This is a genomic window from Pseudomonas sp. B14(2017) (assembly GCF_002113255.1).
Taxonomy (GTDB): Bacteria; Pseudomonadota; Gammaproteobacteria; order Pseudomonadales; family Pseudomonadaceae; genus Aquipseudomonas; species Aquipseudomonas putida_Z.
The window spans coordinates 43,832-68,486 of the sequence record NZ_NEJY01000008.1; the positions used below are offsets into that span (position 1 = coordinate 43,832).

A 24,655-nucleotide genomic window follows, 5' to 3' on the forward strand; every position below is an offset into this window, starting at 1 on the left:
CCGCACCGGCCTCTTCGCGGGTGAACCCGCTCCCCCAGGGCCCCGCAGAAACACCAGCCTGCACAAAACGGATAGCACCGCGCACAAACCGGATATTCCCGCCCAATACCAATCCCTAACCTGACCAGGTCTAAACAATAACAAGGGAGACCCTGGCCATGTCCCTGGGATTCGACTACCTCAATGCCTTGCTCGAGGACGACCGTGAAAAGGGCATCTACCGCTGCAAGCGCGAGATGTTCACCGACCCACGCCTGTTCGACCTGGAGATGAAACACATCTTCGAGGGCAACTGGATCTACCTGGCCCATGAAAGCCAGATCCCCGAGAAAAACGACTTCCTCACCCTGACCATGGGGCGCCAGCCGATCTTCATCGCGCGCAACAAGGACGGTGAGCTCAATGCCTTCCTCAACGCCTGCAGCCACCGCGGCGCCATGCTCTGCCGGCACAAGCGCGGCAACCGCTCCAGCTACACCTGCCCGTTCCACGGCTGGACCTTCAACAACAGCGGCAAGCTGCTCAAGGTCAAAGACCCAAGCAACGCCGGCTACCCCGACAGCTTCAACTGCGACGGCTCCCACGACCTGACCAAGGTGGCGCGCTTCGAGTCGTACCGTGGCTTCCTGTTCGGCAGCCTGAATGCCGACGTCAAGCCGCTGGTCGAGCATCTGGGCGAGTCGGCCAAGATCATCGACATGATCGTCGACCAGTCGCCGGAAGGCCTGGAAGTGCTGCGCGGTGCCAGCTCGTACATCTACGAAGGCAACTGGAAGCTCACTGCCGAGAACGGCGCCGACGGCTACCACGTCAGTTCCGTGCACTGGAACTACGCCGCCACCCAGAACCAACGCAAGCAGCGCGAGGCGGGTGAAGAGATCAAGACCATGAGTGCCGGCGCCTGGGCCAAGCAGGGCGGTGGCTTCTACTCCTTCGACCACGGCCACCTGCTGCTGTGGACCCGCTGGGCCAACCCCGAAGACCGCCCGGCCTACGAGCGCCGTGACCAGCTGGCCGCCGACTTCGGCCAGGCCCGTGCCGACTGGATGATCGAGAACTCGCGCAACCTGTGCCTGTACCCGAACGTGTACCTGATGGACCAGTTCAGCTCGCAGATCCGCATCGCCCGGCCGATTTCGGTGAACAAGACCGAAATCACCATCTACTGCATCGCACCGAAAGGCGAGAGCGCCGATGCCCGCGCCAAGCGCATCCGCCAGTACGAAGACTTCTTCAACGTCAGCGGCATGGCCACCCCGGATGACCTGGAAGAGTTCCGCTCGTGCCAGACCGGCTACGGCGGCGGCACCGGCTGGAACGACATGTCCCGCGGCGCTGCGCACTGGGTGGAGGGCGCCGACGAGGCGGCCAGGGAAATCGAACTCAAGCCGCTGCTGTCGGGCGTACGCACCGAGGACGAAGGCCTGTTCGTGCTGCAGCACAAGTACTGGCAGGACACCATGATCCAGGCCCTGAAGGACGAACAGCAACTGATCCCCGTGGAGGCCGTGCAATGAGCCTTTATGAAACCGTGCGCGACTTCCTCTACCGCGAAGCGCGCTACCTGGACGATGCCCAGTGGGACCAGTGGCTGGAGCTGTACGCCAGCGATGCCAGCTTCTGGATGCCGAGCTGGGACGATGACGACACCCTTACCGAAGACCCACAAAGCGAAATCTCGCTGATCTGGTACGGCAACCGTGGCGGCCTGGAAGACCGAGTGTTCCGCATCAAGACCGAGCGCTCCAGTGCGACCGTGCCCGACACCCGCACCTCGCACAACATCAGCAACATCGAGATCGTCGAGCAGGGCGAGGGCAGCTGCCAGGTGCGCTTCAACTGGCACACCCTGAGCTTCCGCTACAAGACCACCGACAGTTACTTCGGCACCAGCTTCTACACCCTCGACCTGCGCGGCGAGCAGCCGCTGATCAAGGCCAAGAAGGTGGTGCTAAAGAACGACTACGTGCGCCAGGTCATCGACATCTACCACATCTGATCCAGGGTTTTGCGAGCGCTGCCCGGTGCGTCCTGCGACGTGCCGTGGCCCGGCTCGCCCGCGAGGTGCAACATGAGCTACCAGATCGCACTGAATTTCGAAGACGGGGTGACCCGCTTCATCGAGGCCACCGGCCATGAAACCGTGGCCGATGCCGCCTACCGCCAGGGCATCAACATCCCGCTGGACTGCCGCGACGGCGCCTGCGGTACCTGCAAGTGCAAGGCCGAGTCCGGGCGTTATGACCTGGGCGACAACTTCATCGAAGACGCCCTGAGCGAAGACGAAGTCGCCGAAGGCTACGTACTGACCTGCCAGATGCGCGCCGAAAGCGACTGCGTCATCCGCATCCCGGCCTCGTCGCAGTTGTGCAAGACCGAGCAGGCCAGCTTCGAGGCCGCCATCAGCGATGTCCGCCAGCTGTCGGCCAGCACCATTGCCCTGTCGATCAAGGGCGAGGCCCTCAGCCGCCTGGCCTTCCTGCCGGGGCAGTATGTCAACCTCAAGGTGCCGGGCAGCGAGCAGAGCCGTGCCTATTCGTTCAGCTCGCTGCAGAAGGACGGCGAGGTCAGCTTCCTGATTCGCAACGTGCCGGGCGGGCTGATGAGCAGCTTCCTGACCAACCTGGCCAAGGCCGGCGACAGCATGACCCTGGCCGGGCCGCTGGGCAGCTTCTACCTGCGGCCGATCCAGCGCCCGCTGTTGCTGCTGGCCGGTGGCACCGGCCTGGCGCCGTTCACGGCGATGCTGGAGAAGATCGCCGAGCAGGGCAGCGAGCACCCGCTGCACCTGATCTACGGCGTGACCAACGACTTCGACCTGGTCGAGCTTGACCGCCTGCAGGCGCTGGCGGCGCGCATCCCCAACTTCACCTTCAGCGCCTGCGTGGCCAACCCGGACAGCCAGTACCCGCAGAAGGGCTACGTGACCCAGCACATCGAACCGCGCCACCTCAACGACGGCGATGTGGATGTGTACCTGTGCGGCCCGCCACCGATGGTCGAGGCGGTCAGCCAGTACGTGCGCGAGCAGGGCATTACCCCGGCGAACTTCTACTACGAGAAGTTCGCGGCGGCGGCCTGAGGTATTGCCGGGGCCGCCTGCCTCGTGCCGATGCGGGCGGCCTCCATTCAATTGACTGTCAGATTGCTGGGGCCGCGGTGCGGCCCTTTCGCGACACAAGGCCGCTCCTACAGGGGACCGCGGTGCTTGTAGGAGCGGCCTTGCGTCGCGATGGAGGGCGCAGCCCTCCCGGCAATTCTGGACTGAGTAGGAGATCGAGATGAACAACCGATTCCAAGGCAAGGTCGCCCTGGTCACCGGTGCCGCCCAGGGCATCGGCCGTGGCGTGTGCTGGCGGCTCAAGGCCGAAGGCGCGCAAGTGGTCGCGGTAGACCGCTCCGAACTGGTTCACGAACTGGCCGGCGAGGGCATGCTCACCCTCACTGCCGACCTGGAACAACACGCCGACTGCGCCCGGGTCATGGCCAGCGCGGTTGAAGCGTTCGGCCGCCTCGACATCCTGGTCAACAACGTCGGCGGCACCATCTGGGCCAAGCCCTTCGAGCACTACGAAGTGGACCAGATCGAAGCCGAAGTACGCCGTTCGTTGTTCCCTACCTTGTGGTGCTGCCATGCCGCACTGCCGTACATGCTCGAACGCGGCAGCGGCGCCATCGTCAACGTCTCGTCCATCGCCACCCGTGGCGTCAACCGCGTGCCCTATGGCGCGGCCAAGGGCGGCGTCAACGCGCTGACTGCGTGCCTGGCCTTCGAAACCGCCGGCCGGGGCATCCGGGTCAACGCCACCGCTCCCGGCGGCACCGAAGCCCCACCCCGGCGCGTGCCGCGCAACAGTGCCGAGCAGACCGAACAGGAAAGGCACTGGTACCAGCAGATCGTCGACCAGACCCTCGACAGCAGCCTGATGCACCGCTACGGCAGCATCGACGAGCAGGTCGGCGCGATCCTGTTCCTCGCTTCCGACGAAGCCTCGTACATCACCGGCGTGACCTTGCCGGTAGGGGGCGGCGACCTCGGCTGAGCGATACCCACAAGGCAAAGAGCTTTCTTTCACAACAAAAACAAGAGCGACAGATGCCATGCGAACCCTTGACGTACACCCGATCATCGATAACGCGCGCTTTACCCCGTTCCACTGGATGGTCATGGCCTGGTGCGGCCTGCTGCTGATCTTCGACGGCTATGACCTGTTCATCTACGGCGTGGTACTGCCGGTCATCATGAAAGAGTGGGGCCTGACCCCGTTGCAGGCCGGTGCACTGGGCAGCTATGCGCTGTTCGGCATGATGTTCGGCGCCCTGGCGTTCGGCAGCCTGGCCGATCGCATCGGGCGCAAGAAGGGCATCGCCATCTGCTTCGCCTTGTTCTCCGGGGCGACCATCCTCAACGGCTTTGCCAGCAGCCCGAGCGAGTTCGGCATCTACCGCTTCATCGCCGGCCTGGGTTGTGGCGGTCTGATGCCCAACGCCGTGGCACTGATGAACGAGTACGCGCCCAAGCGCCTGCGCAGCACGCTGGTGGCGATCATGTTCAGTGGCTACTCGCTGGGCGGCATGCTCTCGGCGGGTGTCGGCATCTTCATGCTGCCGCGTTTCGGCTGGGAATCGATGTTCTTCGCCGCAGCGGTGCCACTGCTGCTGTTGCCGGTGATCCTCTACCACCTCCCGGAATCGATCGGCTTCCTGGTACGCCAGGGCCGTACCGACGAGGCCCGCAAGCTCCTCAAGCGGCTGGACCCGGATTGCGACCTGCAACCTGACGATGTACTGGTCGCCCCTGTGGGAGCGGGCTTGTCCCGCGAAAGGGCAGGTAAGTTCACCGCTGTAGTCGAACTGTTCCGCAATGGCCTGGCCATTCGCACCCTGGCGCTGTGGCTGGCGTTCTTCTGCTGCCTGCTGATGGTCTACGCGCTCAGTTCCTGGCTGCCGAAGCTGATGGCCAACGCCGGCTACAGCCTGGGCTCGAGCCTGTCGTTCCTGCTGGCGCTGAACTTCGGCGGCATGGCCGGGGCGATCCTCGGCGGCTGGCTGGGCGACCGCTACAACCTGGTCAAGGTCAAGGTGGCGTTCTTCATTGCCGCCGCGCTGTCGATCAGCCTGCTGGGCGTCAACAGCCCGATGCCGGTGCTGTACCTGCTGATCTTCATTGCCGGCGCCACCACCATCGGCACGCAGATCCTGCTGTATGCCGGCGCCGCCCAGTTGTACGGGTTATCGGTGCGTTCCACCGGGCTGGGCTGGGCCTCGGGCATCGGCCGCAACGGCGCCATCGTCGGCCCGCTGCTGGGTGGTGCGCTGATGGGCATCAACCTGCCCCTGCAACTCAATTTCATCGCCTTCGCCATCCCCGGCGCAATTGCCGCGCTGGCCATGGCCGTGCACCTGGCCAGCGGCCGTCGGCATGCCCAGGCCATTGCGGCGCAGGCGTAACGCCAGAACAACAACATGAGGTATCCCACCATGACCGTGAAAATTTCCCACACTGCCGAGGTACAGCAGTTCTTCGAAGAGGCCGCAGGCTTTGGCAACGATGCCGGCAGCCCGCGCCTGAAGCGCATCGTGCAGCGCCTGCTGCAAGACACCGCGCGGCTGATCGAAGACCTGGAAATCAGCGAGGACGAGTTCTGGCATGCCGTCGACTACCTCAACCGCCTGGGCGGCCGCGGCGAGGCCGGGCTGCTGGTGGCGGGGCTGGGCATCGAACACTTCCTCGACCTGCTGCAGGATGCCAAGGACCGGCAGGCAGGCCTGGTCGGCGGCACCCCGCGCACCATCGAAGGCCCGCTGTACGTGGCCGGTGCGCCCATCGCCGAAGGTGAAGTGCGCATGGATGACGGTAGCGAGGAGGGCGTGGCCACGCCGATGTACCTCGAGGGCCAGGTGCTCGACCCACAAGGGCGGCCGTTGCCTGGGGCCACGGTCGACCTGTGGCATGCCAATACCCGTGGCACCTATTCGTTCTTCGACCAGAGCCAGTCCGAGTACAACCTGCGCCGGCGCATCATCACCGATGGCGAAGGGCGCTACCGCGCACGCTCCATCGTGCCGTCCGGGTATGGCTGCGATCCACAGGGGCCGACCCAGGAGTGCCTGGACCTGCTCGGCCGTCACGGCCAGCGTCCGGCGCATGTGCACTTCTTCATCTCGGCACCGGGGTACCGACACCTGACCACGCAGATCAACCTGGCCGGAGACAAGTACCTGTGGGATGACTTTGCCTATGCCACGCGGGATGGGCTGGTGGGCGAGGTGGTGTTCGTCGAGGGCGAGGCGGGGCGGCATGCCGAACTGAAGTTCGACTTCCAGTTGCAGCGGGCCCACGGCGGTGCCGATGAGCAGCGCAGTGGGCGGCCGCGGGCTTTGCAAGAGGCCTGAGCCACCGGGTTGGCTTCTTCGCGGGCTTGCCCGCTCCCACAGGATCACCACAGGGCTGAAACCTGTGTGATCCCTGTGGGAGCTGGCTTGCCGGCGATCAAGGGCGCAGCCCTTGCCATACATCACCGATGCGAGAGGTGCCATGAAAACCCTGATCAAGGACAGTTCACTGTCCGCCATCGTCGCCGGCTGCATCGCCACGATGATCTCCTACGCAGGCCCCCTGGTAATCATCTTCCACGCCGCAGAAGCCGCCGGCCTGTCCCATCGGCAACTGTCCTCCTGGGTCTGGGCAGTGTCCATGGGCAGCGCCGTGCTCGGCGCGCTGCTCAGCCTGCGGTATCGGGTGCCGGTGGTGATCGCCTGGTCGATCCCTGGCTCGGCGCTGCTGGTCACCGCCTTGCCGCAACTGGGCCTGGAACAGGCCGTTGGCGCCTATCTGGTTGCCAACCTGGTCCTGCTGCTGATCGGCATCAGCGGGGCCTTCGACCGCATCATCGCGCGCCTGCCGGGCTCCATCGCCGCCGGCATGCAGGCCGGCATCCTGTTCAGCTTCGGCATCGAGGTGTTCCGCGCCTTGCCGGTGCAACCGCTGCTGGTACTGGCAATGTTCGTCACCTACGTGCTGATGCGCCGGCTGCAGCCGCGCTACGCCGTGGCGGCGGTGCTGTGCGTGGGCACGGTGGTGACCGTGGCCAGCGGGGCGTTTCGTAGCGAGGCGTTGGTGCTGGAGCTGGCGTCGCCGCAGTGGGTCACCCCGCAGTTCAGCCTGGCAGCGGTATTCAGCCTGGCAATGCCACTGGTGCTGGTGGCCCTGACCGGGCAGTTCATGCCGGGCATGGCGGTGCTGCGCAACGCCGGCTACCCCACGCCGGCCAGCCCGATCATCAGTGCCAGCGCCCTGGCCGGTGCCGCGCTGGCGCCGTTCGGTTGCCACGGGCTGAATCTGGCGGCGGTCACCGCCAGCCTGTGCACTGGCCATGAAGCCCATGAAAACCCACGGCGGCGCTATGTCGCGGCGGTGGCTGGCAGTGCGCTGTACCTGCTGCTGGGGATCGCCGGGGCCACGCTGATGTCGCTGTTCGCAGCATTCCCCGCCGCCCTGATCGCCGCCCTGGCCGGGCTGGCCCTGTATGGCGCCATCAGCGAAGCCCTGGCCCGCAGCCTGGCGGAACCAACCGAGCGCGATGCCGGGCTGTTCACTTTTCTGGTCACCGCTTCGGGGGTGGCCTTCCTGGGTCTGTCGGCAGCGTTCTGGGGCCTGCTGTTCGGCCTGCTGAGCCATGGTTTGCTCAGGCTGCGCCAGCCACGTGCCCGGGAGGTGCTGCGCCGTACCCCATGAACCGCCGTGCTTCCAACGCTTTACCCATAAAAACAAGATCAAGAGAGCTTCGGAATGAACCACACCCCTTGCGTCGCCCTGGGCCTGACTTTGCTCAGCCAACCGTTGCTGGCCGCCGAAGGCGGCTTCTTCGAAGATTCGAAGGCCACCCTGAGTGCCCGTAACTACTACTTCAGCCGCGACTTCTCCGACATCGTCGGGACCAACCGGCAATCCAAGGCCGAGGAGTGGGCCCAGGGCTTCATCCTCGACTTCAAGTCGGGCTACACACCGGGCACGGTCGGCTTTGGCGTTGACGCCCTGGGCCTGCTGGGCATCAAGCTCGACAGCAGCCCCGACCGCACCAACACCGGGTTGCTGCCGGTGCACAGCGATGGCCGCGCCGCCGACGAATACAGCCGCCTGGCGCCCACCTTCAAGGCCCGGTTGTCCAGGACCGAATTGCGCGTCGGCGAACTGCAACCCAACCTGCCGGTGCTGACCTTCAGCGACATCCGCCTGTTGCCGCCGACCTACCAGGGCGCAAGCCTGAGCTCGGCGGAAATCGACGGGCTGACCGTGCAGGCCGGGCACCTGAAAAGCACCCACCTGCGCAACGAAGGCGGCGACGGCAAGATGAACGCCATGCTCGGCCATGTGCCGATGCGCCAGGCAGAAAGCGATGCCTTCAACTACCTGGGCGGGGACTATGCGTTCAATGCCAACCAGAGCAGCGTCAGCCTGTGGTACGGGCAGCTGGAGGACATCTATGAACAGGGCTTTGTCGGCCTCAAGCACAGCAAGCCCGTAGGCAACTGGGTGCTCAGCGCGAACCTGGGGTATTTCACTGCGCGCGAGGATGGCGATGCGTTGCTCGGCAACATCGACAACCAGGCGTTCTTTTCGATGTTCACTGCCCGGCATGGCGGGCACAGCTTCCATGCCGGCTACCAGGGCATCTATGGCGACAGCCCTTTCCCACGGGTGTTCGCCAACATCTCGCCGCTGGGTAACGAAGTACCGACCTATGAGTTCGCCTACACCGACGAACGCTCGTACCAGGTGCGCTACGACTACAACTTCGCGGCCATGGGTGTGCCGGGGCTGACGGCGACCGTGCGCTACATCACCGGTAACAATGTCGACACCGGGCTGGGTTATGAAGGGCGCGACCGCGAGCGCGACCTGGACATCGGTTACGCCGTGCAGGGCGGGGTGCTGAAGGGTCTGGGGATCCGGGTGCGCAATGCCATGGCCCGGTCCAACTACCGCAGCGACATCGACGAGAACCGCTTGACGCTGGTGTACACCTGGCAGTTGTTCTGAATCATCCATAGAGGCATGTGCAAACCCGGTGGGAGCAGCTGTCTTATGTTGCCTGCACTGACCTCATCGCCGGCAAGCCAGCTCCCACAGGGATAGCGCATACCTTGAGGTCAACGCGGTCGGGGTGGGAGCTGGCTTGCCGGCGATGAGGCCAGTGCAGGTAGCCCGTTACAGATGCACCTTCAAGAAGAATTGCGCATTGGGCCCGGATGAAGTTAGCTTCCGGAAACCTCCCTTTCAGGAATGCCACCCTTGGACTCCATCACCCAGGCCGTACTCGGCGCGGCCCTGCAAGGTACCGTACTCGGCCGCATCCAGGGCCGCCGCTCGCTGCTGTATGGCGCGGCGCTGGGCACGCTTCCCGACCTGGACGTGATCATCCGCTACGCCGACCCGGTGTCGCAGATGACCTACCACCGCGGCTTTTCTCATTCCCTGTTCGTGCTCACCGGGCTGGCCTTGCTGCTGGCCTGGCTGGTCAACAAGTGCTGGCCAGGCAAAGGCTATACCTTGCCCAGGCTGTTCCTGGCGTTCTGGCTGGTGCTGGTCACCCACCCGTTGCTCGACGCCTTCACGGTCTACGGCACGCAGTTGTTCTGGCCCTTGCAGGCCACCCCGGAAAGCTGGGCAGCGGTGTTCATCATCGACCCGGTCTACACCGTGCCGCTGCTGGCCGCGGTGATCTACGCAATCATCAAAGGGCTGACGCGCAAGGCTACGCAGCTACTCACCTTGGCCCTGGTATTCAGCGCAGCCTACCTGGGTTTCGGCCTGGCCGGACGCATGGCGGCCGAGCAGCGTTTCCAGGCTGCCCTCGATCGCCAGGGTATCGCCGTCAGCCAGGTACGTGCCGTGCCGATAGCCTTCAACAGCCTCGTCTGGCGGGTGCTGGCCAAGACCCCGGATGGCGATTACTACGAAGGCATCAGCAGCGGGTTCGACCAGCAAGCGCCAGAAATGCAGCGTTTGCCGCGTAATCTGCAACTGGCGCAAGCGCTGGCCGGGCACCCTTTGCACCAGCGCTTGCGTTGGTTCACCGATGACTGGCTGCGCTACGACCAGGTCGGCGATGCGCTGGTAGTCAGCGACCTGCGCATGGGCATTCCGGGGAACTACACGTTCCGCTTCAACATGGCCCACCGTGACAGCCAGGGGCACTGGATTGCCGATGTGCCGTCGATGTGGAAGGGCGCTGGACCAGGGGCGGCGTTCAACGGCGACGACCTGATGCTGATCTGGCGACGGATCGTCGAGCAGCAGCCACCTTTGCCGCTGGCTGCCTGGACCGACCGCTACCTGGGGCCCGCCACAGTCGAGTCCGGGCGCTGAGGCATGCGATCAGCCGGGCTGGACCTGGTCAAGTGGACGGCGATGCTGACCATGGTTGCCGACCACCTGCGTTTCCTGTGGCCTGCTGCCGATGGCCTGTTCGTACTGGGCCGGTTGGCGTTTCCGCTGTTCTGCCTGGCCATTGCAGTGAATGTGGGGCGTGCCAGGGGCGGGGCGCTGTATACCCGCGGCAACCTGCGTTATCTGGGGTTGATGCTGGTGTTCGCGGTGCTGTCGGAGCCTGTATACCGTTGGCTGGAAAGTGGTTCGCCAACGTTCAGCGTGATGCCGACCCTGGTGTTGGGCTTGCTGGTTGCCTGGGGCGTGCATCATCCGTCGAGGTCGGCGCGCGTGCTTGGCGTTGCCGGTCTGCTTGCAGGGTGGTTGTTCAGCGAACAGCTGATGTACGGGCTGCCGGGGGTGATGCTACCGGGCGCCTGGTTGATGGCCCGCCGCAAGGGAGGGGCGGCCTGGGTGTTGACTTGCCTGTTGGCCATGGGTGGGAACCTGACCAACAGTTGGTTGCGGGAACATCTGTTGGCGCCCATTACCGTGCTGACGCTGATTGCTGCAGCCTTGGCGATTCCGGTCGGGTTGCTGTTGCTGCGTCATGATGATTGGCGGGTGCCAGCAGTGGGGCGTTGGGGCTACCTGTTCTATCCGGTGCATTTATTGGCGATCAAGGTTTTCGCTTGATCGCTCTCGACGGTCCTGCTTGCATTTCACAAATCCATACCCATCTAAACCGGCCGCACCAGACTCAGGAACCCCCATGGAACCCAACCGCTTCGGCGACATCGCCGCCTTCGTCAGCGCCGCGAAGGCCGGCAGTTTTACCGCCGCCGCCGCCACCTTGGGCCTGACGCGTTCGGCGGTGGGCAAGAGCATCGCTCGCCTGGAGGCGCGCATGGCCGTGCGCCTGCTCAACCGCACCACGCGCAAGCTGAGCCTGACCGACGAGGGCCTGGTGGCCTACGAGCGCTGGCGGCAGATTCTGGATGACCTGGACGAGGTGGAAAGCACCATGGCCCAGCGCCGTGGCAAGCCCACCGGCACCCTGCGCCTGACAGCACCCCTGTCGTTCGGCCAGCGCCATGTGCTGCCGATTCTCGACCGCTACCTGAAGCAGTGGCCCGAGCTGCGCGCGGATATCCGCTTCACCGACCGTTTCGTCGACCTGGTCGAGGAGGGTATCGACGTTGCGGTGCGTATCGGCGCACCGAAGGAAGACTCGCAACTGTTGACGCGCACGGTGGCCTGGCAGCAGTTCGTCACCTGCGCCTCACCCGCATACCTGGACGCACGCGGCGTACCGCAGGTGCCCAGCGACCTCTACGGCCACGACAAGATCGCCTTCCTGGCTGGCGAAAAGGCCATGCCGTGGCGCTTCCATACCGAAGCGGGGCTGCACCTGTGCGAAGACCCCGGGCGGCTGAACATCGACAGCTCCGAGGCGATGCTAGACGGCGCGCGGGCGGGTTTCGGGCTGATTCACCTGCCCACCTACATTACCGGCGACGACCTGCGCGCCGGCACCCTGGTGGAGGTGCTGCAAGCCTATCGGCCGCCAGCGGACCCGATTCGCATCGTCTACCCAAGCAAGCGCCACCTGTCGCCACGGGTACGCGGCTTCATCGACCTGCTGGTAGCCAGCTGGGAACCGGGCGTGCCCTGGGAATACTGATTGGGGAATGGCAGGCCCCTATGCCGGGCCTGAAGCCGGGTTTATCACTGGCTGCGCAGCAGGGAAACTGGCAGTCACTGATAATCCCTGTGGAGACCCCATGACTGCACTGTCCGTACTGGACCTGGTCATGATCGGCGAAGGCAAGACCTTCGCCGACGCGATCGAAGAGTCCCGCCAACTGGCGCGCCATGTCGAGCAACAGCACTACAGCCGCTACTGGATCGCCGAGCACCACGACATGCCGGGCATCGGCTCGGCCGCCACGTCACTGGTCATCAACGAAATCGCCAACGCCACCCGGCATATACGCGTCGGCGCCGGTGGCATCATGCTGCCCAACCACGCGCCGCTGGTGGTGGCCGAGCAGTTCGGCACGCTCGACACCCTCCACCCTGGCCGCATCGACCTGGGCCTCGGCCGTGCGCCAGGCAGCTCCGGGCCGACCGTGCGCGCCTTGCGTGGTGCTGCGCCAGAGCGCGACTTCAGCCAGGACATCGCCGAGCTGCGCGACTACCTGGCCGACAACGGCCAGCGCCGCGTGCGCGGTGTGCCGGGCAAGCATGACATCCCAGTGTGGATCCTCGGCTCCAGCCTGTTCGGCGCCGACCTGGCAGCGAAACTGGGCCTGCCCTATGCCTTCGCCTCGCACTTTGCCCCGCGCTACCTGCTGCAGGCCATTGCCCACTACCGGGCCAACTTCCAGCCTTCGGCACAATTGGCCAAGCCGTATGTGATGGTGGGCATGAACCTGTTCGCCGCCGACAGCGACGCCGAGGCGGATTACCTGGCCAGCTCCCATCGCAAGTGGATGCTGGACCTGCATGTCGGGCGCTTCGGCCTGCTGCCCAAGCCGCAGGAGGGTTATGTCGAGAGCCTGCCGGGCCATGAGCGCGCGGTACTTGAGCAGGTGATGGCCTGCACCGTGGCCGGCGGGCCGGAGCGGGTAAGGGAAGGGTTGCGCACGCTGATCGAGCAGACCGGCGCGGATGAACTGATGATCGACTGCCGCATCCACGACCCGCTGGCGCGGCAGCGTTCGCATGCCTATGCCGCGCAGGCCTTGGCGCAGCTGGGTTAAAGCTACCGGCCTCTTCGCGGGTGAACCCGCTCCCACAGGATCACCACAGACTTGAACTTTGTGGGATCCTTGTGGGAGCGGGTTCACCCGCGAAGAGGCCGGCACAGGCAACAAAAAAGGGAGCCCATGAGCTCCCTCTTTCAGCATCAAGCCTGCTTGAGGAACGGATAATCCGTATACCCCTCAGCCCCATTGGCATAATCGAACTGCGCCCGGTGCGCATTCAACGGCGCCTGCACCCGCTGCCGCTCTACCAGGTCCGGGTTGGCAATGAAGCTGCGCCCGAACGCTACGGCATCGATCAAGCCACGCCCGATCAGGTCTTCACCTTTCTCGGCGGTGTAGGCACCGGCAGCAATGATCACCCCCGGGTAGGCCGCACGAATCGCCTGGCGGAATTCGTCACGCAGCGGCTTGCCGCCGGCCCAGTCCGGTTCGGACAGGTGCAGGTAGGCAAGGTTGCGCTTGGCCAGTTCGCGGATCAGGTACAGGCCTGCGGCTTCCTGGTCCTCGCCATTGTCCACGCCATTGAAACCACCCAGCGGGAACACACGGATGCCCACGCGCTCGGCGCTCCAGTTGGCAATCGCCGCGTCCACTGCTTCAAGCACGATACGCGCACGGTTCTCGACGCTGCCGCCGTAGCGGTCTTCGCGTTGGTTGGCGCTGGGGGTGAGGAACTGGTGCAGCAGGTAGCCGTGGGCGGCGTGCAGCTCGATGAAGTCGAACCCGGCTTCACAGGCATTGGCCGCCGCCTGGCCGAAGTCGGCAACGATGCCGGCGATTTCCGCCTCGCTCAGCGCACGCGGCGTAGAGGTTTCCACGCGCATCAGGTTGCCGTGCTCGTCACGCAGGGTAGTGCGGGCAGCGGCCGGCAGCGCCGAAGGTGCCACCGGTGCTTCGCCGCCGGGTTGCAAGGAAGTGTGCGATACCCGCCCGGTGTGCCACACCTGCACGGCGCTATGGCCGCCATCGGCGTGGATGCCTTCGTTGACACGCCTCCAGGCGGCGATCTGCTCGGCGCTGTGGATGCCCGGCGAGCCGGAATAGCCCTTGGCCTGGAAGGAAATCTGCGTGGCTTCGGTGATGATCAGCCCGGCGCTGGCGCGTTGGCGGTAGTACTCGGCCATCAGCGAGGTAGGTACGTCACCCGGCTCGAGGCTGCGCAGGCGGGTGAGGGGGGCCATGAACACGCGGTTGGGCAGGGTGAGCGGGCCGACTTTCAGGGGTTGCAAGAGTTTCATTGCTGCTCCAGAGGTGGAAAACCAATGGTGCGCACGATACCGGGGTGATTGGGGAAAGGGGGGACCGGGAGCCCGGCATTGGGCTCCCCAATGGCTGTTCCTGATGCTTCTGCACCGCCTGCTCCGGCCTCTTCGCGGGCACGCCCGCTCCCACAGGGACCCCACAATTCCCCAGGCTGTGGTGATCCTGTGGGAGCGGGCGTGCCCGCGAAGAGGCCAGAACAGGAGAACGATCAGCTGCGGGCCAACCGCCCACTCACATAATGCGCCACATCATTGAACCCCGGTGTCGACGCATGCCCCGGCGTGACCAGCGAATCAATGAACGCTTCATCCTCCGCGGTAATCTTCACCGCCAGCGCGCCGCCATAGGTATCCCACTGTTCTTCCGTCCGCGGCCCGACAATCGCCGAACTGACCAGCCGATTGTTCAGCACCCAGGCAATCGCGAACTCGACGATACCCACGCCCTTGGCCTCCACATAGGCCTGGATCTGCCGGGCAATGGCCAGCGACTCCTGGCGCCATTCAACCTCCATGATGCGCTTGTCCTGGCGCCCGGCACGGCTGCCGGCATCCGGCACCGCCCCCGGCGCATACTTGCCGCTGAGCACGCCCCGCGCGAGCGGGCTGAACGGCACCACGCCCAGGCCATGGGCTGCCGCAGCGGTAAGCTGTTCCGGCTCGGCCTGGCGGTTGACGATGTTGTACAGCGGCTGGCTCACCACTGGCCTGGGCACGCCCAGGCGTTCGGCAATGTGGCAGGCCTCGGCGATGCGCCAGCCGCGGAAGTTGGACACGCCCCAGTAGCGGATCTTGCCCTGGCGCAGCAAGTCGCCGATGGCCTGTACGGTTTCTTCCAGCGGCACCTTGTGGTCTTCGCGGTGCAGGTAGTAGATGTCCAGGTAGTCCATGTCCATGCGCGTCAGCGTGGCCTCCAGGGCATTGAAGATGTGCTTGCGCGACAGCCCGCTGCGGTTGGGCAGGCCATCGGCCGGGCCGAAGCCCACCTTGCTGGCCACGATCCAGTCCTGGCGATGGCGGGCCACCGCTTCGCCGACGATTTCCTCCGCGCGCCCGGCGTTGTACACGTCTGCGGTGTCGATGAAGTTGATGCCCTGGTCCCAGGCCTTGTCGATGATGCGCAGGGCGTCCTCGGTGCTGGTCTGCTCGCCGAACATCATGCTGCCCAGGGTAAGGGCGGAAACCTGCAGGCCACTGTGGCCGAGGGGGCGGTAGATCATGCGCTTGGGTCCTTGTGCAGTAGGCTGATCTTCCTGTTTTACACACAACCGGGGCGCAATGAAAGGCAGCCTCAACCGATCAGCGCCAAGGCCTCCTGCAGGCTCAACGGCCGCTTCAAGCGTTGCGACAGCGTCGCCATGGCATCGGAATAGCCCTTGGCGATGACCGCCTCGACCCGCTCATCCACGCATTGCAAGGCGATGAAGTCGCCTTTTTCCGGCTCGCCGACGAACTCGATGCGGTTCCAGTCCCGGGCGTGGCCCAGTACTTCGTAGGTGCGGCCGTGCTGGTAGGTCCAGAAGAACGGCACGTCGGCATAGCGGCGCTGCTCGCCAAGCATGTTGGCGGCGGCGATCACCCCATGTTGCTGGGCCAGGCGCCAGTGTTCGATACGCACCGGGCGCCCGCTGAGCGGGAAGGTGGCGATATCCCCCGCGGCCCACAGGCTATCTGCAGCACGCATTTCAGCGTCGACCTGCACCGACTTGTCTTCGGTCAGCAGTACCCCCTGGATGAAAGCGGTCGCCGGTCTGACGCCGGTGCCCAGCAGCACCAATGGCGTCAGTAGCCGTTCACCGTTGGCCAGCAGCACGGCCTCGACCTTGCCCTGGCCCTCGATCCGCTCGACCTCGGTGGGGCCGTGGAAGGTGACCCCCTTGCGTTCGTGCAATTCGCGGATGCTACGGCCGATGCGCTCGCCCAGCTGCCGGGCCAGGGGGACCTCATGGCGGGTGACCAGGTGCACCTGCACACCGTACTTGCGCAAGGCCGAGGCGGCCTCAAGGCCGATGAAACCGTCGCCGACGATCACTGCCGGCTGGCCGGGCTCGGCAGCGTCCAGCAGGTGTGCGGCATCTTCCCGTGAGCGCAGGGTAAATACCCCGGGCAGGTCGACGCCCGGGATATCGGGCCGCAGCGCCTTGCCGCCGGTGGCCAGCAGGCAGGCGTCATAGTCGATCTGCTGGCCGTCGGCCAGGGTGATCTGGCGTTTCTGGGTGTTCAGGTTGCGCACCTTGCCATGCTTGCGCTCCAGCTGGCCCTTGCGCAGGGCTTCGGCGTCGAGCAGGGTCGGCACCTCATCGGGCGGCATCTGCCCGGCGATCACGAATTTGCTGAGGGAAGTACGATCATAGGCTGGCTGGCGCTCCTGATCGACCCAGACCAGGCGGCCGGCAAAGCCATGGGCCAGCAGGGTGGCGACTGCGGCGCTGCCCGCGGCGCCGGCGCCGACCACCACGAAACAGCGGGCGTCGCTGTGGCGGGGCGGCTCGGTTCTGGGCAGGGGTTGGTCGTCGACCCAGACCTCGTCGCCCTTGACCCAGGTTTTGTAGCGGCGCAGGTCGGCCAGGGCCGGCGGCTCGCAGACCGCACCCTCGTCCACGGCGAACGCGGCCTTGTGCCAGGGGCACACCAGCAGGCCGCCGCACACCACGCCTTCATTGAGTGGCGCGCCTTCGTGGGGGCAGTTGCCCTGGTAGGCGTGCACCTGGTCGCCCTGGCGGATGAGGATGATCTCCTCGTTGCCGGCCTGGACGCGCAGGGGGCGGTGTTCGTCGAGTTGTGCCAGGCGGGCCACGGTGTGCTGGGTCATGGGGGTTCTCCAAAGGGACCTTTGGAACCATTTGACGCCTGGGCTGGGGAGGGGATGCGTTGAGCTGACGATCGGTGGAGGGTGTGGATTTTATGTGGCCTGGGCTGGCCTCTTCGCGGGCTTGCCCGCTCCCACAGGGATACCACAGTGTTCGAGCTTGTGGTGATCCTGTGGGAGCGGGCGAGCCCGCGAATGGGTTCAACTGGCCCTTGCAGTACTCAGCGCACCAGCCCGGGTAACCCGCAAGGCCACCAGGCTACCAAACACGATCAACGCCGCCAGCGAATACAGCGCGGCATCGGTCGAGCCGGTCTGGTCCTTGATGAAACCGACCAGGTACGGGCTGAGGAAACCGGCCATCTGGCCCACCGAGTTGATGATCGCCAGGCCCGCGACAGCCGCGCCGGCGCTGAGCAGCGCGGTGGGCATCGGCCAGAACATCGGCAGGCCGGTGAGCGCGCCCATGGTCGCGATCGACAGGCCAAGGATGGCGATGGCCGGGTTGCCGGCGAAGTTCACCGCAATCAGCAGGCCGATGGCGCCCATCAGCATCGGCACCACAAGATGCCAGCGGCGCTCGTTGCGCAGGTCGGCCGAACGCCCGCAGAGGATCATGAACACGCCGGCCAGCAGGTACGGGATGGCGCTGAGCCAGCCGATCAGCAGCGGGTTGTCGAAGCCCATGTTCTTGATGATCGACGGCAGCCAGAAGTTGATCGCGTACACACCGCTCTGGATGCAGAAGTAGACAAAGCCGAAGGTCCAGATCAGCGGGTTGGTCAGCACGGCGAGCACGCCGTCGCCGGTGGTGCTCGGCTTGCTGGCGGCATCGGCGTCCAGGTCGGTGGCGATCAGCTGACGTTCGGCCGGGCTCAGCCAGGCGGCTTTCTGGTAGCCGTCACTGAGCAGGAACACCGCCAGTACACCCAGGGCAACGGTCGGCAGGCCCTGGATCAGGAACATCCATTGCCAGCCGGCCAGGCCATGCTGGCCGGCGGCGAAGTGTTGGAGGATCCAGCCGGAGAACGGCCCGCCGAGCAGGCCCGAAACCGGGATCGCCGACATGAACAGGGCCATGATGCGACCGCGGCGTGCCGCCGGGAACCAGCGCGAAAGGTACAGCACCACGCCCGGGAAGAAGCCGGCTTCGGCGGCGCCGGTCAGCAGGCGCAAGGCATAGAACTCGGTGGGTGTTGTGACGAACAGCAGGCAGGTGGAGAGGCTGCCCCAGGCGATCATCATCAGCGCGATCCAGCGCCGCGGGCCGAAGCGGTTGAGTGCCAGGTTGCTCGGCAGGCCGCAGAGCACATAGCCGATGAAGAAGATGCCGGCGCCAAGGCCGTACACCGTTTCGCTGAACTTCAGGGCGTCGAGCATCTGCAGCTTGGCAAAGCCGACGTTGACGCGGTCCAGGTAGTTGAACAGGTAGCAGATGAAAATGAACGGAATCAGCCGCAGGGTGATGCGCCGGTACAGCGCGTTGCGGTTGGTGTCCGTGCCTTGGTCAGGGGCGGGGCTGTATGCCATGATCGGGTTCTCTGTTGTTATGGTTGTCGCCGCGTCGCCTGTTCCGGCGCTCGCCCTGACGAGTCTCGGGGACTGCGGCGTGCCTGTCTTTGTGCTTTTGCACAGCACTTGCACCGGGCTGCTGTGCCCGAGCCCAAAAACCTGACACCCAAAGGACCGTTCAATGTTCGAACTCGACCATGACCTGGCGCAGGATATCGTTGACCGCGCGATGGCCATTCTGCCATGCAACGTCAATGTCATGGACAGCCAGGGGTTGATCCTTGGCAGTGGCGAACCGGAGCGTATCAACACCCGCCACGAGGGCGCGCAACTGGTGCTGGCCAACGGCCGCATCGTCGAGCTGGATACCGACGCGGCCAAATGCCTGAAGGGCGTGCAGCCCGGGGTGAACCTGCCGCTGATGCTGGATGGCCGATTGATGGGCGTACTCGGCCTGACCGGTGACCCGCAGCAAGTGCGTACCTATGGTGAACTGGTGCGCATGACCGCCGAAATGCTGCTGGCCCAGCGCCATTTGCAGGCCGACCAGCAATGGCGACGGCAGCGCTGTGACGATTTGCTGGCCCTGCTGCTGGGCGGCAGCGGCGATTCTCCGCGGTTGCTCGACGAGGCCCGGCAACTGGGCCTGAAACCCCAGTTGCCACGGGTACCGTGCCTGTTCGAACTGGCCTCGGGGCCAGCCGCCGAAACCCTGGCGGCATGGTTGATGAGCCGCTACCCGGACAGTTGGTGCGTAAGCCCGGCCCGCCAGTCGTTGTTGTGGTGTCGCCCGGCAGGCGTGGTGCTGGACGAACCTCGCCTGCTGGAACGCCTGCAGCGCCATGGCTGGGAAGTGGATCGGTTGGCCCTGGGCAGTGCCGCGCAAAGCCTGGAGCAACTGCGCCGGGGTTATCGCCGGGTGCGCGACCTGTTGGCCTATGGGCGCGAGGTACTGCCCGGTGAGCGCCTGCTCAGCCTGCAGCGCTACCGGTTGCCGGCATTGCTGTGGCGGCATCGCAACGATGATGCGCTGGATGAGTTGCTGGAGCCGTTGCAGCGTATTCGCAGCAAGGACAGCAGTGGGCAGTTGCTTACCACCCTGCGCGCCTGGTGTGCCCATGACGGCCAGAGCCAGGCCTGTGCCGATGCCCTGGGCATCCACCGCAACAGCCTGCGCTACCGCCTGGAGCGGATTGCCGAGCTGGGCGAGGTCGACCCGCTGCGCATGGAAGGGATGCTTAGCTTGTACCTGGGGTTGCAGCTGCTGCCTGCCGACTGAAGGGCTGCCTGCACCGGCCCTATCGCCGGCAAGCCAGCTCCCACAGGATGCATGATGCTCTCAGGCCTGTGTTGAACCTGTGGGAGCTGGCTTGCCGGCGATAGGGCCAGTACAGGCGAAACAGGCGAAATGCATCTGCCCAAACAACCCGCCCGGCGTTTTGTGCATTTGACCGAGGCCTCCTTGGCAGCCACCTGTCAGCATGCCGCTCATCAGGACAGGAGAAACCCCATGAAGATCGTCATTGCCCCCGACTCGTTCAAGGACAGCCTCGACGCTGCCGGTGTCGCCCGCGCCATCGCGGCGGGCCTGGGCGAGGCCTGGCCGGAGGCTGAACTGGTCGAGTGCCCGATGGCCGACGGTGGCGAAGGCACCATGGATGCGATTCTCGCCGCCAGCCACGGCGAACTGCGTCGTCAGACCGTGCGCGGGCCGCTGGGGCAAAGCGTGGAGGCGGGCTGGGGCTGGCTGCCGCAAAGCCGCACGGCGATCATCGAAATGGCCCAGGCCAGTGGCCTGCAGTTGGTGCCGCCAGGCCAGCGCGATGCCTGCCGCAGCAGCACCTGGGGCACCGGCGAGCTGATTGCCGCCGCCCTGGCCGCCGGCGCGCAACGGGTAGTGCTGGCCATCGGCGGCAGTGCCACCAACGACGCGGGCAGCGGCATGTTGCGGGCGCTGGGCCTGCGCCTGCTGGACGCCGATGGGCAAGCGCTGGAGGAGGGCGGCCTGGCCTTGGCCAAGCTGGCCCGCATCGATGCCAGCGACCTCGACCCGCGCCTGGCCGAGGTGCAGTTCGAAGTCGCAGCAGACGTCGACAACCCGCTGTGTGGCGCCAATGGCGCCTCGGCGATCTTCGGCCCGCAGAAGGGCGCCAACCCACAGCAGGTGCAGGCGCTGGACCAGGCCCTGGGGCATTTTGCCGACCATTGTGCGCAGCTGCTGGGTGAGGATGTGCGGGACTACCCAGGCTGTGGCGCTGCTGGCGGCATGGGGTTTGCAGCCCGGGCATTCATGGGCGCGCAGTTCCGCCCTGGGGTGGAAGTGGTGGCCGAACTGGCCGGCCTGGATGCCTTGGTGCAGGGCGCAGCCCTGGTGGTGACCGGCGAAGGGCGCTTCGACGCCCAGACCTTGCGTGGCAAGACGCCGATGGGCGTGGCCCGGGTTGCCAAGCGCCACGGGGTGCCGGTGGTGGTGCTGGCCGGGACCTTGGGTGAAGGCTACCAGCAGTTGTATGCCCATGGTGTCGATGCTGCCTTTGCCCTGGCCAGCGGACCGATGAGCCTGGAGCAGGCATGTGCCAATGCGGCTGGGCTGCTGCGGGCGCGGGCTTGTGATATCGGGCGGCTGTGGCGCTGCGCAACGCGAACTTGATCGAGATCCAGATACCGACGGTGAACCCTGTGGGAGCGGGCGTGCCCGCGAAACAGGCACTGCGGTTTCATGGCACCGGCTTCGCCGGTGTTCGCGGGCATGCCCGCTCCCACAGGTTTTATGCGAGGTTCAGAAAAAGCGCGGTTCCTGGGAGCGGGCAAGTTGGGACGCCGCCCCGCCCAGGTTCTCGAACATGGCAATGAAGTTGGCCAGCGCCGGTGAAGCATTCCGGGCGTTCCATTTCATGTACAAGCCCAGGCCCGGGGTGGGCTGGTCGTCGATTGGCAGGATTGCTCGGAACTGCACGCGCTCGCGCGGTATGGAGCCGATGAACGAAGCCGGCACCAGGGCCACGCCAAATCCACAGGCCACCAGGCCGAGCAGGGTGTGGACCTGTGCCGCTTCCTGCACCACCCTGGGGTAGAAACCCGCCGCCTCGCACAGCGCCGTCAACTGCGCGTGGTAGCCGCTGCCCAGGGCTTGCGGGGTGAAGACGAAATCCTCATCGGCGAACTCGCGCAGGTCTACCGCCCCGTCCTGTGCTTTGGCATGGCGGGCGGGCAGGGCCATGACGATTTGCTCGTCGAGCAGCAGCCGTGACTCGAGGGTGCCAGCCGGCAACGGCAGCCTGCGCATGAAGCCGATATCCGCCTCACCGGCCAGCAGGGCCTTGGCCTGCGAGGCCGATGGCATCTCGCGGATAGTCAGCTGCACGTTCGGGTACGCCTCGCGAAAGCGGCGCAAGGTGGTGAGCAGCGACTCGTAATAAGCGATGGAAATGGCGGTGATGTCCAGTTTGCCGCAGATGCCGGCGGACACATTGCGCGCATACTCGATGCCCTGTTCCAGCTCGGCCAGCGTGCGGTAGGCGGTGTCGAGGAAGGCCGTGCCCGCAGCAGTCAGCCGCACCCCGCGCTTGTTGCGCAGGAACAGGCTGAAACCGAGCTTGTCCTCGAGGCGACCGATCGCCTGGCTCAGCGGTGGTTGCGCCATGTGCAGGCGCTCGGCGGCCTTGTGGAAGTGCAGCTCTTCGGCCACGGCAACGAACTGCCGAAGCAAACGTGTTTCGATCATCCTGCGGTCCTTCGGCCCGGTGAACCGGCGGTGATATCCATGAGATATCAAAGTTACATGCTTTTAATATTAAGTCATTGATTTTTTTGTTGTTATCGTAGAAAGGAGAATCGAAGGTAGCCAGCAAATGCCCGTCACAGAGCCTTTCCACGACAACGTTGCGGTCTTCACCGATGCCGCACAGGGCCTGGGACTGGCCTGTTCCATGACGCTGGCGGAGGTGGGCGAACTGCGTACCCGCCTCAAGGCCTGCAGCTACGTGCCAGTAAACGTCGCCAACACCCGCGCCGACCTGGGCGAAAGCCTGGTCTGGGATGAATGCAGCGGCGCGTTGTACTTCGTCGATATCTCTGGCGGCCGTATCAACCGCCTGACGCCCGATGGCGAAGCCGAGTGCCTGTACGAATCCGCGGCACGCATCGGCGCGTTGGCGTTGACCGACCAGGGCAACCTGATTTTCACCGAGGATGCCAGCGTGGCCATCTTCGACGTGCCGCTGCGCAAGGTACGCCGGCATTCGGTGTCGGTTCACCCGCGGTCGACCTACCGTTTCAACGACGGCGCCTGCGACCCGCAGGGCCGCTTCGTGACCGGGCTGATGGACGATGCCCTGAGTGGCAACACCGGGGCGCTGTTCCGCTTTGACGGGCAGTTGAGCGACCAGGTGATCCACGACGACATGGCGTTGCCCACCGGCCTGGCCTGGTCGCAGGACGGCCACACGGTGTACTTCGTCGATTCGGCGGCGCGCTCAATCTACCGCGCCAGGTACCTGGCCGAAGGCCGGCTTGGTGCGGTCACCCTGTTTGCCGAAACCCCTGCCGAACTGGGGCGCCCGGACGGCCTTGCGCTGGACCGCGAAGGCGGCCTGTGGGTGTGCCAGTACCATGGCAGTTGCCTGCTGCGCTATGACAGCAACGGCCACCTGACCGACCAGGTGCTGATGCCAGTGCCGTGCCCCACCAGTTGCTGCTTCGGCGGGGCGGGGATGAACACCTTGTTCATCAGTACCGCGCGCTTCGGCATGAGTGCCGAAGACCTGCACCATTACCCCGACGCTGGCGACCTGTATGCCATTAACCCGGAAATTGGCGGCATCGCCCGGCACACCTTCAAGGAATGAGCTTTTGCGCCTGGCTGGCCGGTAGCACGGCCAGTTCGCCAAAGCGCTGCGCCGCGTCGATGTAGCGCAACGCCGACTTGGCGTCTTTCCAGCCCACATAGCTCATCAGCGCCTTCAACTCCCAACCGTTGGCCGTGGCCCAGGTGGCGAAGCCTCGGCGCAGCGAGTGGCCGGTATACAGCGCCGCCGGTACCCCGGCGCGTTCCAGCATGCGCCGCAGCAGGCCGACCAGGCTGTTGCTGTTGAGCGCGGTGTCGCCGAGGTTGCCCCAGCGGTCGAGCTTGCGGAACACCGGCCCATGGGCGATGCCGGCGACTTCCAGCCATTGCAGGTAAGCCGTGACCGGGCACAAGGCCTTGAGGGCCGGGGTGCGATGTTGTACGCCCAGGGCCTCGCGGTCGCCCTTGCTGCGCGGCAGGAACAGGGTGATGCCGACACCCGCCTCGGCCTGTATGTGCTCCACGCGCAGGCGTGCCAGTTCATCACCCCGAAAACCGCGCCAGAAACCCAGCAACAGCAGCGCAGCGTCGCGACGCGCCCGGCGCAGGGTGGCCAGGTCATGCTGTTCCCGGGCCTGGCGGGCTTCTTCTTCGAAACATTCCACTGCGCTTTGCAGGTGCTGCAGCAACAGCGGCGCGGCCTGCCTGGGCGGTGTCGGGTGCAAGGTGCGGATGCCGCGCAGCACCTGGCGCACCAGCGGCGCCTTGGTCGGGTCGGGGAAACCTTGGGCGACGTGCCATTGGCTGAGCGCCGCCAGGCGCTGGCGCAGGGTGCTGACGGCATGCTGGTCGGCGTGTTCGGCCAGGTAGCGGGCGATGCTCTCGGCCGTGGCCGGCAGAAAACCGCCCCAGTGGGTTTCGAAATGCTCAATGGCGGCTTGGTAGCTGCGCCGGGTGTTGTCACGGGTGGCGGCGCGGAGGTAGCGCTCGATGTCGGTCATGGTGCGGGTGCGAGTGGATGATGGGCACACGATAAACCGAAATGGGTTGCCTGTCCTGGCTGCGATGCTGGCGGGATTGTCGGGGGCGCTTTGCGCCCCTTTCGCGACACCAGGCCGCTCCCACAGGGTTGCGCTGTCTGCA

21 protein-coding genes are annotated in these 24,655 nt (G+C 65.5%); 15 read left to right on the top strand and 6 right to left on the bottom strand.

Annotation, left to right across the window (positions count from 1 at the left end; genetic code table 11):
• The first annotated feature begins 158 nt into the window (after positions 1-158).
• From benA to CAG34_RS09840, 12 genes are all read left to right on the top strand, one after another.
• Positions 159-1,517 carry a benzoate 1,2-dioxygenase large subunit gene (benA, locus tag CAG34_RS09785; RefSeq protein ID WP_046614216.1) on the top strand — a complete coding sequence of 453 codons (1,359 nt, stop codon included), beginning with the start codon at positions 159-161 and terminating at the stop codon, positions 1,515-1,517.
• Positions 1,514-1,999: a benzoate 1,2-dioxygenase small subunit gene (benB, locus tag CAG34_RS09790; protein ID WP_004374327.1), complete on the top strand. Its 486-nt coding sequence runs from the start codon at positions 1,514-1,516 to the stop codon at positions 1,997-1,999. The genes benA and benB overlap by 4 nt, the downstream gene beginning before the upstream one ends.
• Positions 2,000-2,071: 72 nt before the next feature.
• Positions 2,072-3,082, top strand: a complete 1,011-nt coding sequence (gene benC, locus CAG34_RS09795; RefSeq protein ID WP_025339040.1) for a benzoate 1,2-dioxygenase electron transfer component BenC — start codon at positions 2,072-2,074, stop codon at positions 3,080-3,082.
• Positions 3,083-3,281: 199 nt separating this feature from the next.
• Complete coding sequence (locus tag CAG34_RS09800; RefSeq protein ID WP_075045179.1) at positions 3,282-4,043, top strand: 1,6-dihydroxycyclohexa-2,4-diene-1-carboxylate dehydrogenase; 762 nt, start codon at positions 3,282-3,284, stop codon at positions 4,041-4,043.
• 58 nt (positions 4,044-4,101) lie between these two features.
• Positions 4,102-5,451, top strand: a complete 1,350-nt coding sequence (locus CAG34_RS09805; protein ID WP_085589585.1) for an aromatic acid/H+ symport family MFS transporter — start codon at positions 4,102-4,104, stop codon at positions 5,449-5,451.
• A gap of 30 nt (positions 5,452-5,481) precedes the next feature.
• Positions 5,482-6,396, top strand: coding sequence for a catechol 1,2-dioxygenase (gene catA / locus CAG34_RS09810; RefSeq protein WP_085589587.1), 915 nt, complete (start codon positions 5,482-5,484; stop codon positions 6,394-6,396).
• A 142-nt stretch (positions 6,397-6,538) separates the two neighbouring features.
• On the top strand, positions 6,539-7,738 hold the full coding sequence (locus tag CAG34_RS09815; RefSeq protein ID WP_085589589.1) for a benzoate/H(+) symporter BenE family transporter: 1,200 nt from the start codon (positions 6,539-6,541) through the stop codon (positions 7,736-7,738).
• A gap of 54 nt (positions 7,739-7,792) precedes the next feature.
• On the top strand, positions 7,793-9,043 hold the full coding sequence (locus tag CAG34_RS09820; RefSeq protein ID WP_085589591.1) for an OprD family porin: 1,251 nt from the start codon (positions 7,793-7,795) through the stop codon (positions 9,041-9,043).
• 252 nt (positions 9,044-9,295) lie between these two features.
• Positions 9,296-10,372, top strand: a complete 1,077-nt coding sequence (locus tag CAG34_RS09825; protein ID WP_085589594.1) for a metal-dependent hydrolase — start codon at positions 9,296-9,298, stop codon at positions 10,370-10,372.
• A gap of 3 nt (positions 10,373-10,375) precedes the next feature.
• A complete protein-coding gene (locus tag CAG34_RS09830; RefSeq protein WP_085589596.1) occupies positions 10,376-11,068 on the top strand; it encodes a TraX family protein in 693 nt (230 codons plus the stop codon).
• A 76-nt stretch (positions 11,069-11,144) separates the two neighbouring features.
• Positions 11,145-12,056 (top strand): LysR family transcriptional regulator, encoded by a 912-nt coding sequence (locus tag CAG34_RS09835; RefSeq protein ID WP_025339048.1) that lies wholly within the window; start codon positions 11,145-11,147, stop codon positions 12,054-12,056.
• Positions 12,057-12,156: 100 nt separating this feature from the next.
• Positions 12,157-13,137 carry an LLM class flavin-dependent oxidoreductase gene (locus tag CAG34_RS09840; RefSeq protein ID WP_085589598.1) on the top strand — a complete coding sequence of 327 codons (981 nt, stop codon included), beginning with the start codon at positions 12,157-12,159 and terminating at the stop codon, positions 13,135-13,137.
• A gap of 146 nt (positions 13,138-13,283) precedes the next feature.
• On the opposite strand, the gene CAG34_RS09845 is transcribed toward CAG34_RS09840, so the two are convergent.
• The 4 genes from CAG34_RS09845 to CAG34_RS09860 form a co-directional block, all read right to left on the bottom strand.
• A complete protein-coding gene (locus tag CAG34_RS09845) occupies positions 13,284-14,381 on the bottom strand; it encodes an alkene reductase (RefSeq protein WP_085589601.1) in 1,098 nt (365 codons plus the stop codon).
• A gap of 233 nt (positions 14,382-14,614) precedes the next feature.
• Positions 14,615-15,625 carry an aldo/keto reductase gene (locus CAG34_RS09850; protein ID WP_075045189.1) on the bottom strand — a complete coding sequence of 337 codons (1,011 nt, stop codon included), beginning with the start codon at positions 15,623-15,625 and terminating at the stop codon, positions 14,615-14,617.
• A 71-nt stretch (positions 15,626-15,696) separates the two neighbouring features.
• Positions 15,697-17,217 carry an FAD-dependent oxidoreductase gene (locus CAG34_RS09855; RefSeq protein WP_085589603.1) on the bottom strand — a complete coding sequence of 507 codons (1,521 nt, stop codon included), beginning with the start codon at positions 17,215-17,217 and terminating at the stop codon, positions 15,697-15,699.
• 198 nt (positions 17,218-17,415) lie between these two features.
• Positions 17,416-18,744 carry an MFS transporter gene (locus CAG34_RS09860; RefSeq protein ID WP_085589605.1) on the bottom strand — a complete coding sequence of 443 codons (1,329 nt, stop codon included), beginning with the start codon at positions 18,742-18,744 and terminating at the stop codon, positions 17,416-17,418.
• A 163-nt stretch (positions 18,745-18,907) separates the two neighbouring features.
• On the opposite strand from CAG34_RS09860, the gene CAG34_RS09865 reads away from it, so the two are divergent.
• Entirely contained in the window at positions 18,908-20,005 is a 1,098-nt protein-coding gene (locus tag CAG34_RS09865) for a sugar diacid recognition domain-containing protein (protein ID WP_085589607.1), read from the top strand.
• A 231-nt stretch (positions 20,006-20,236) separates the two neighbouring features.
• Positions 20,237-21,376: a glycerate kinase gene (locus CAG34_RS09870; protein ID WP_085589609.1), complete on the top strand. Its 1,140-nt coding sequence runs from the start codon at positions 20,237-20,239 to the stop codon at positions 21,374-21,376.
• A 129-nt stretch (positions 21,377-21,505) separates the two neighbouring features.
• Here the strand turns inward: CAG34_RS09870 and CAG34_RS09875 are convergent, their stop codons facing one another.
• Positions 21,506-22,450 carry a LysR substrate-binding domain-containing protein gene (locus CAG34_RS09875; RefSeq protein ID WP_085589611.1) on the bottom strand — a complete coding sequence of 315 codons (945 nt, stop codon included), beginning with the start codon at positions 22,448-22,450 and terminating at the stop codon, positions 21,506-21,508.
• A 205-nt stretch (positions 22,451-22,655) separates the two neighbouring features.
• Here CAG34_RS09875 and CAG34_RS09880 point away from each other — a divergent pair, with 205 nt between their 5' ends.
• A complete protein-coding gene (locus CAG34_RS09880) occupies positions 22,656-23,573 on the top strand; it encodes an SMP-30/gluconolactonase/LRE family protein (RefSeq protein WP_256573547.1) in 918 nt (305 codons plus the stop codon).
• On the opposite strand, the gene CAG34_RS09885 is transcribed toward CAG34_RS09880, so the two are convergent.
• Entirely contained in the window at positions 23,563-24,513 is a 951-nt protein-coding gene (locus tag CAG34_RS09885; RefSeq protein ID WP_085589615.1) for a site-specific integrase, read from the bottom strand. The two genes, CAG34_RS09880 and CAG34_RS09885, sit on opposite strands and share 11 nt — an antisense overlap.
• Between the last annotated feature and the right edge of the window lie 142 nt (positions 24,514-24,655).

What these genes read in the sequence shown, in the direction of transcription:
- CAG34_RS09815 (WP_085589589.1), top strand. Translation starts at nt 6,539, where the DNA reads ATGAAAACCCTGATCAAGGACAGTTCACTGTCCGCCATCGTCGCCGGC.
- benB (WP_004374327.1), top strand. Translation starts at nt 1,514, where the DNA reads ATGAGCCTTTATGAAACCGTGCGCGACTTCCTCTACCGCGAAGCGCGC.
- CAG34_RS09835 (WP_025339048.1), top strand. Translation starts at nt 11,145, where the DNA reads ATGGAACCCAACCGCTTCGGCGACATCGCCGCCTTCGTCAGCGCCGCG.
- benA (WP_046614216.1), top strand. Translation starts at nt 159, where the DNA reads ATGTCCCTGGGATTCGACTACCTCAATGCCTTGCTCGAGGACGACCGT.
- benC (WP_025339040.1), top strand. Translation starts at nt 2,072, where the DNA reads ATGAGCTACCAGATCGCACTGAATTTCGAAGACGGGGTGACCCGCTTC.
- CAG34_RS09830 (WP_085589596.1), top strand. Translation starts at nt 10,376, where the DNA reads ATGCGATCAGCCGGGCTGGACCTGGTCAAGTGGACGGCGATGCTGACC.
- CAG34_RS09865 (WP_085589607.1), top strand. Translation starts at nt 18,908, where the DNA reads ATGTTCGAACTCGACCATGACCTGGCGCAGGATATCGTTGACCGCGCG.
- CAG34_RS09820 (WP_085589591.1), top strand. Translation starts at nt 7,793, where the DNA reads ATGAACCACACCCCTTGCGTCGCCCTGGGCCTGACTTTGCTCAGCCAA.
- CAG34_RS09850 (WP_075045189.1), bottom strand. Translation starts at nt 15,625, where the DNA reads ATGATCTACCGCCCCCTCGGCCACAGTGGCCTGCAGGTTTCCGCCCTT.
- CAG34_RS09885 (WP_085589615.1), bottom strand. Translation starts at nt 24,513, where the DNA reads ATGACCGACATCGAGCGCTACCTCCGCGCCGCCACCCGTGACAACACC.
- CAG34_RS09805 (WP_085589585.1), top strand. Translation starts at nt 4,102, where the DNA reads ATGCGAACCCTTGACGTACACCCGATCATCGATAACGCGCGCTTTACC.
- CAG34_RS09855 (WP_085589603.1), bottom strand. Translation starts at nt 17,217, where the DNA reads ATGACCCAGCACACCGTGGCCCGCCTGGCACAACTCGACGAACACCGC.
- catA (WP_085589587.1), top strand. Translation starts at nt 5,482, where the DNA reads ATGACCGTGAAAATTTCCCACACTGCCGAGGTACAGCAGTTCTTCGAA.
- CAG34_RS09870 (WP_085589609.1), top strand. Translation starts at nt 20,237, where the DNA reads ATGAAGATCGTCATTGCCCCCGACTCGTTCAAGGACAGCCTCGACGCT.
- CAG34_RS09875 (WP_085589611.1), bottom strand. Translation starts at nt 22,450, where the DNA reads ATGATCGAAACACGTTTGCTTCGGCAGTTCGTTGCCGTGGCCGAAGAG.
- CAG34_RS09800 (WP_075045179.1), top strand. Translation starts at nt 3,282, where the DNA reads ATGAACAACCGATTCCAAGGCAAGGTCGCCCTGGTCACCGGTGCCGCC.
- CAG34_RS09860 (WP_085589605.1), bottom strand. Translation starts at nt 18,744, where the DNA reads ATGGCATACAGCCCCGCCCCTGACCAAGGCACGGACACCAACCGCAAC.
- CAG34_RS09840 (WP_085589598.1), top strand. Translation starts at nt 12,157, where the DNA reads ATGACTGCACTGTCCGTACTGGACCTGGTCATGATCGGCGAAGGCAAG.
- CAG34_RS09845 (WP_085589601.1), bottom strand. Translation starts at nt 14,381, where the DNA reads ATGAAACTCTTGCAACCCCTGAAAGTCGGCCCGCTCACCCTGCCCAAC.
- CAG34_RS09880 (WP_256573547.1), top strand. Translation starts at nt 22,656, where the DNA reads ATGACGCTGGCGGAGGTGGGCGAACTGCGTACCCGCCTCAAGGCCTGC.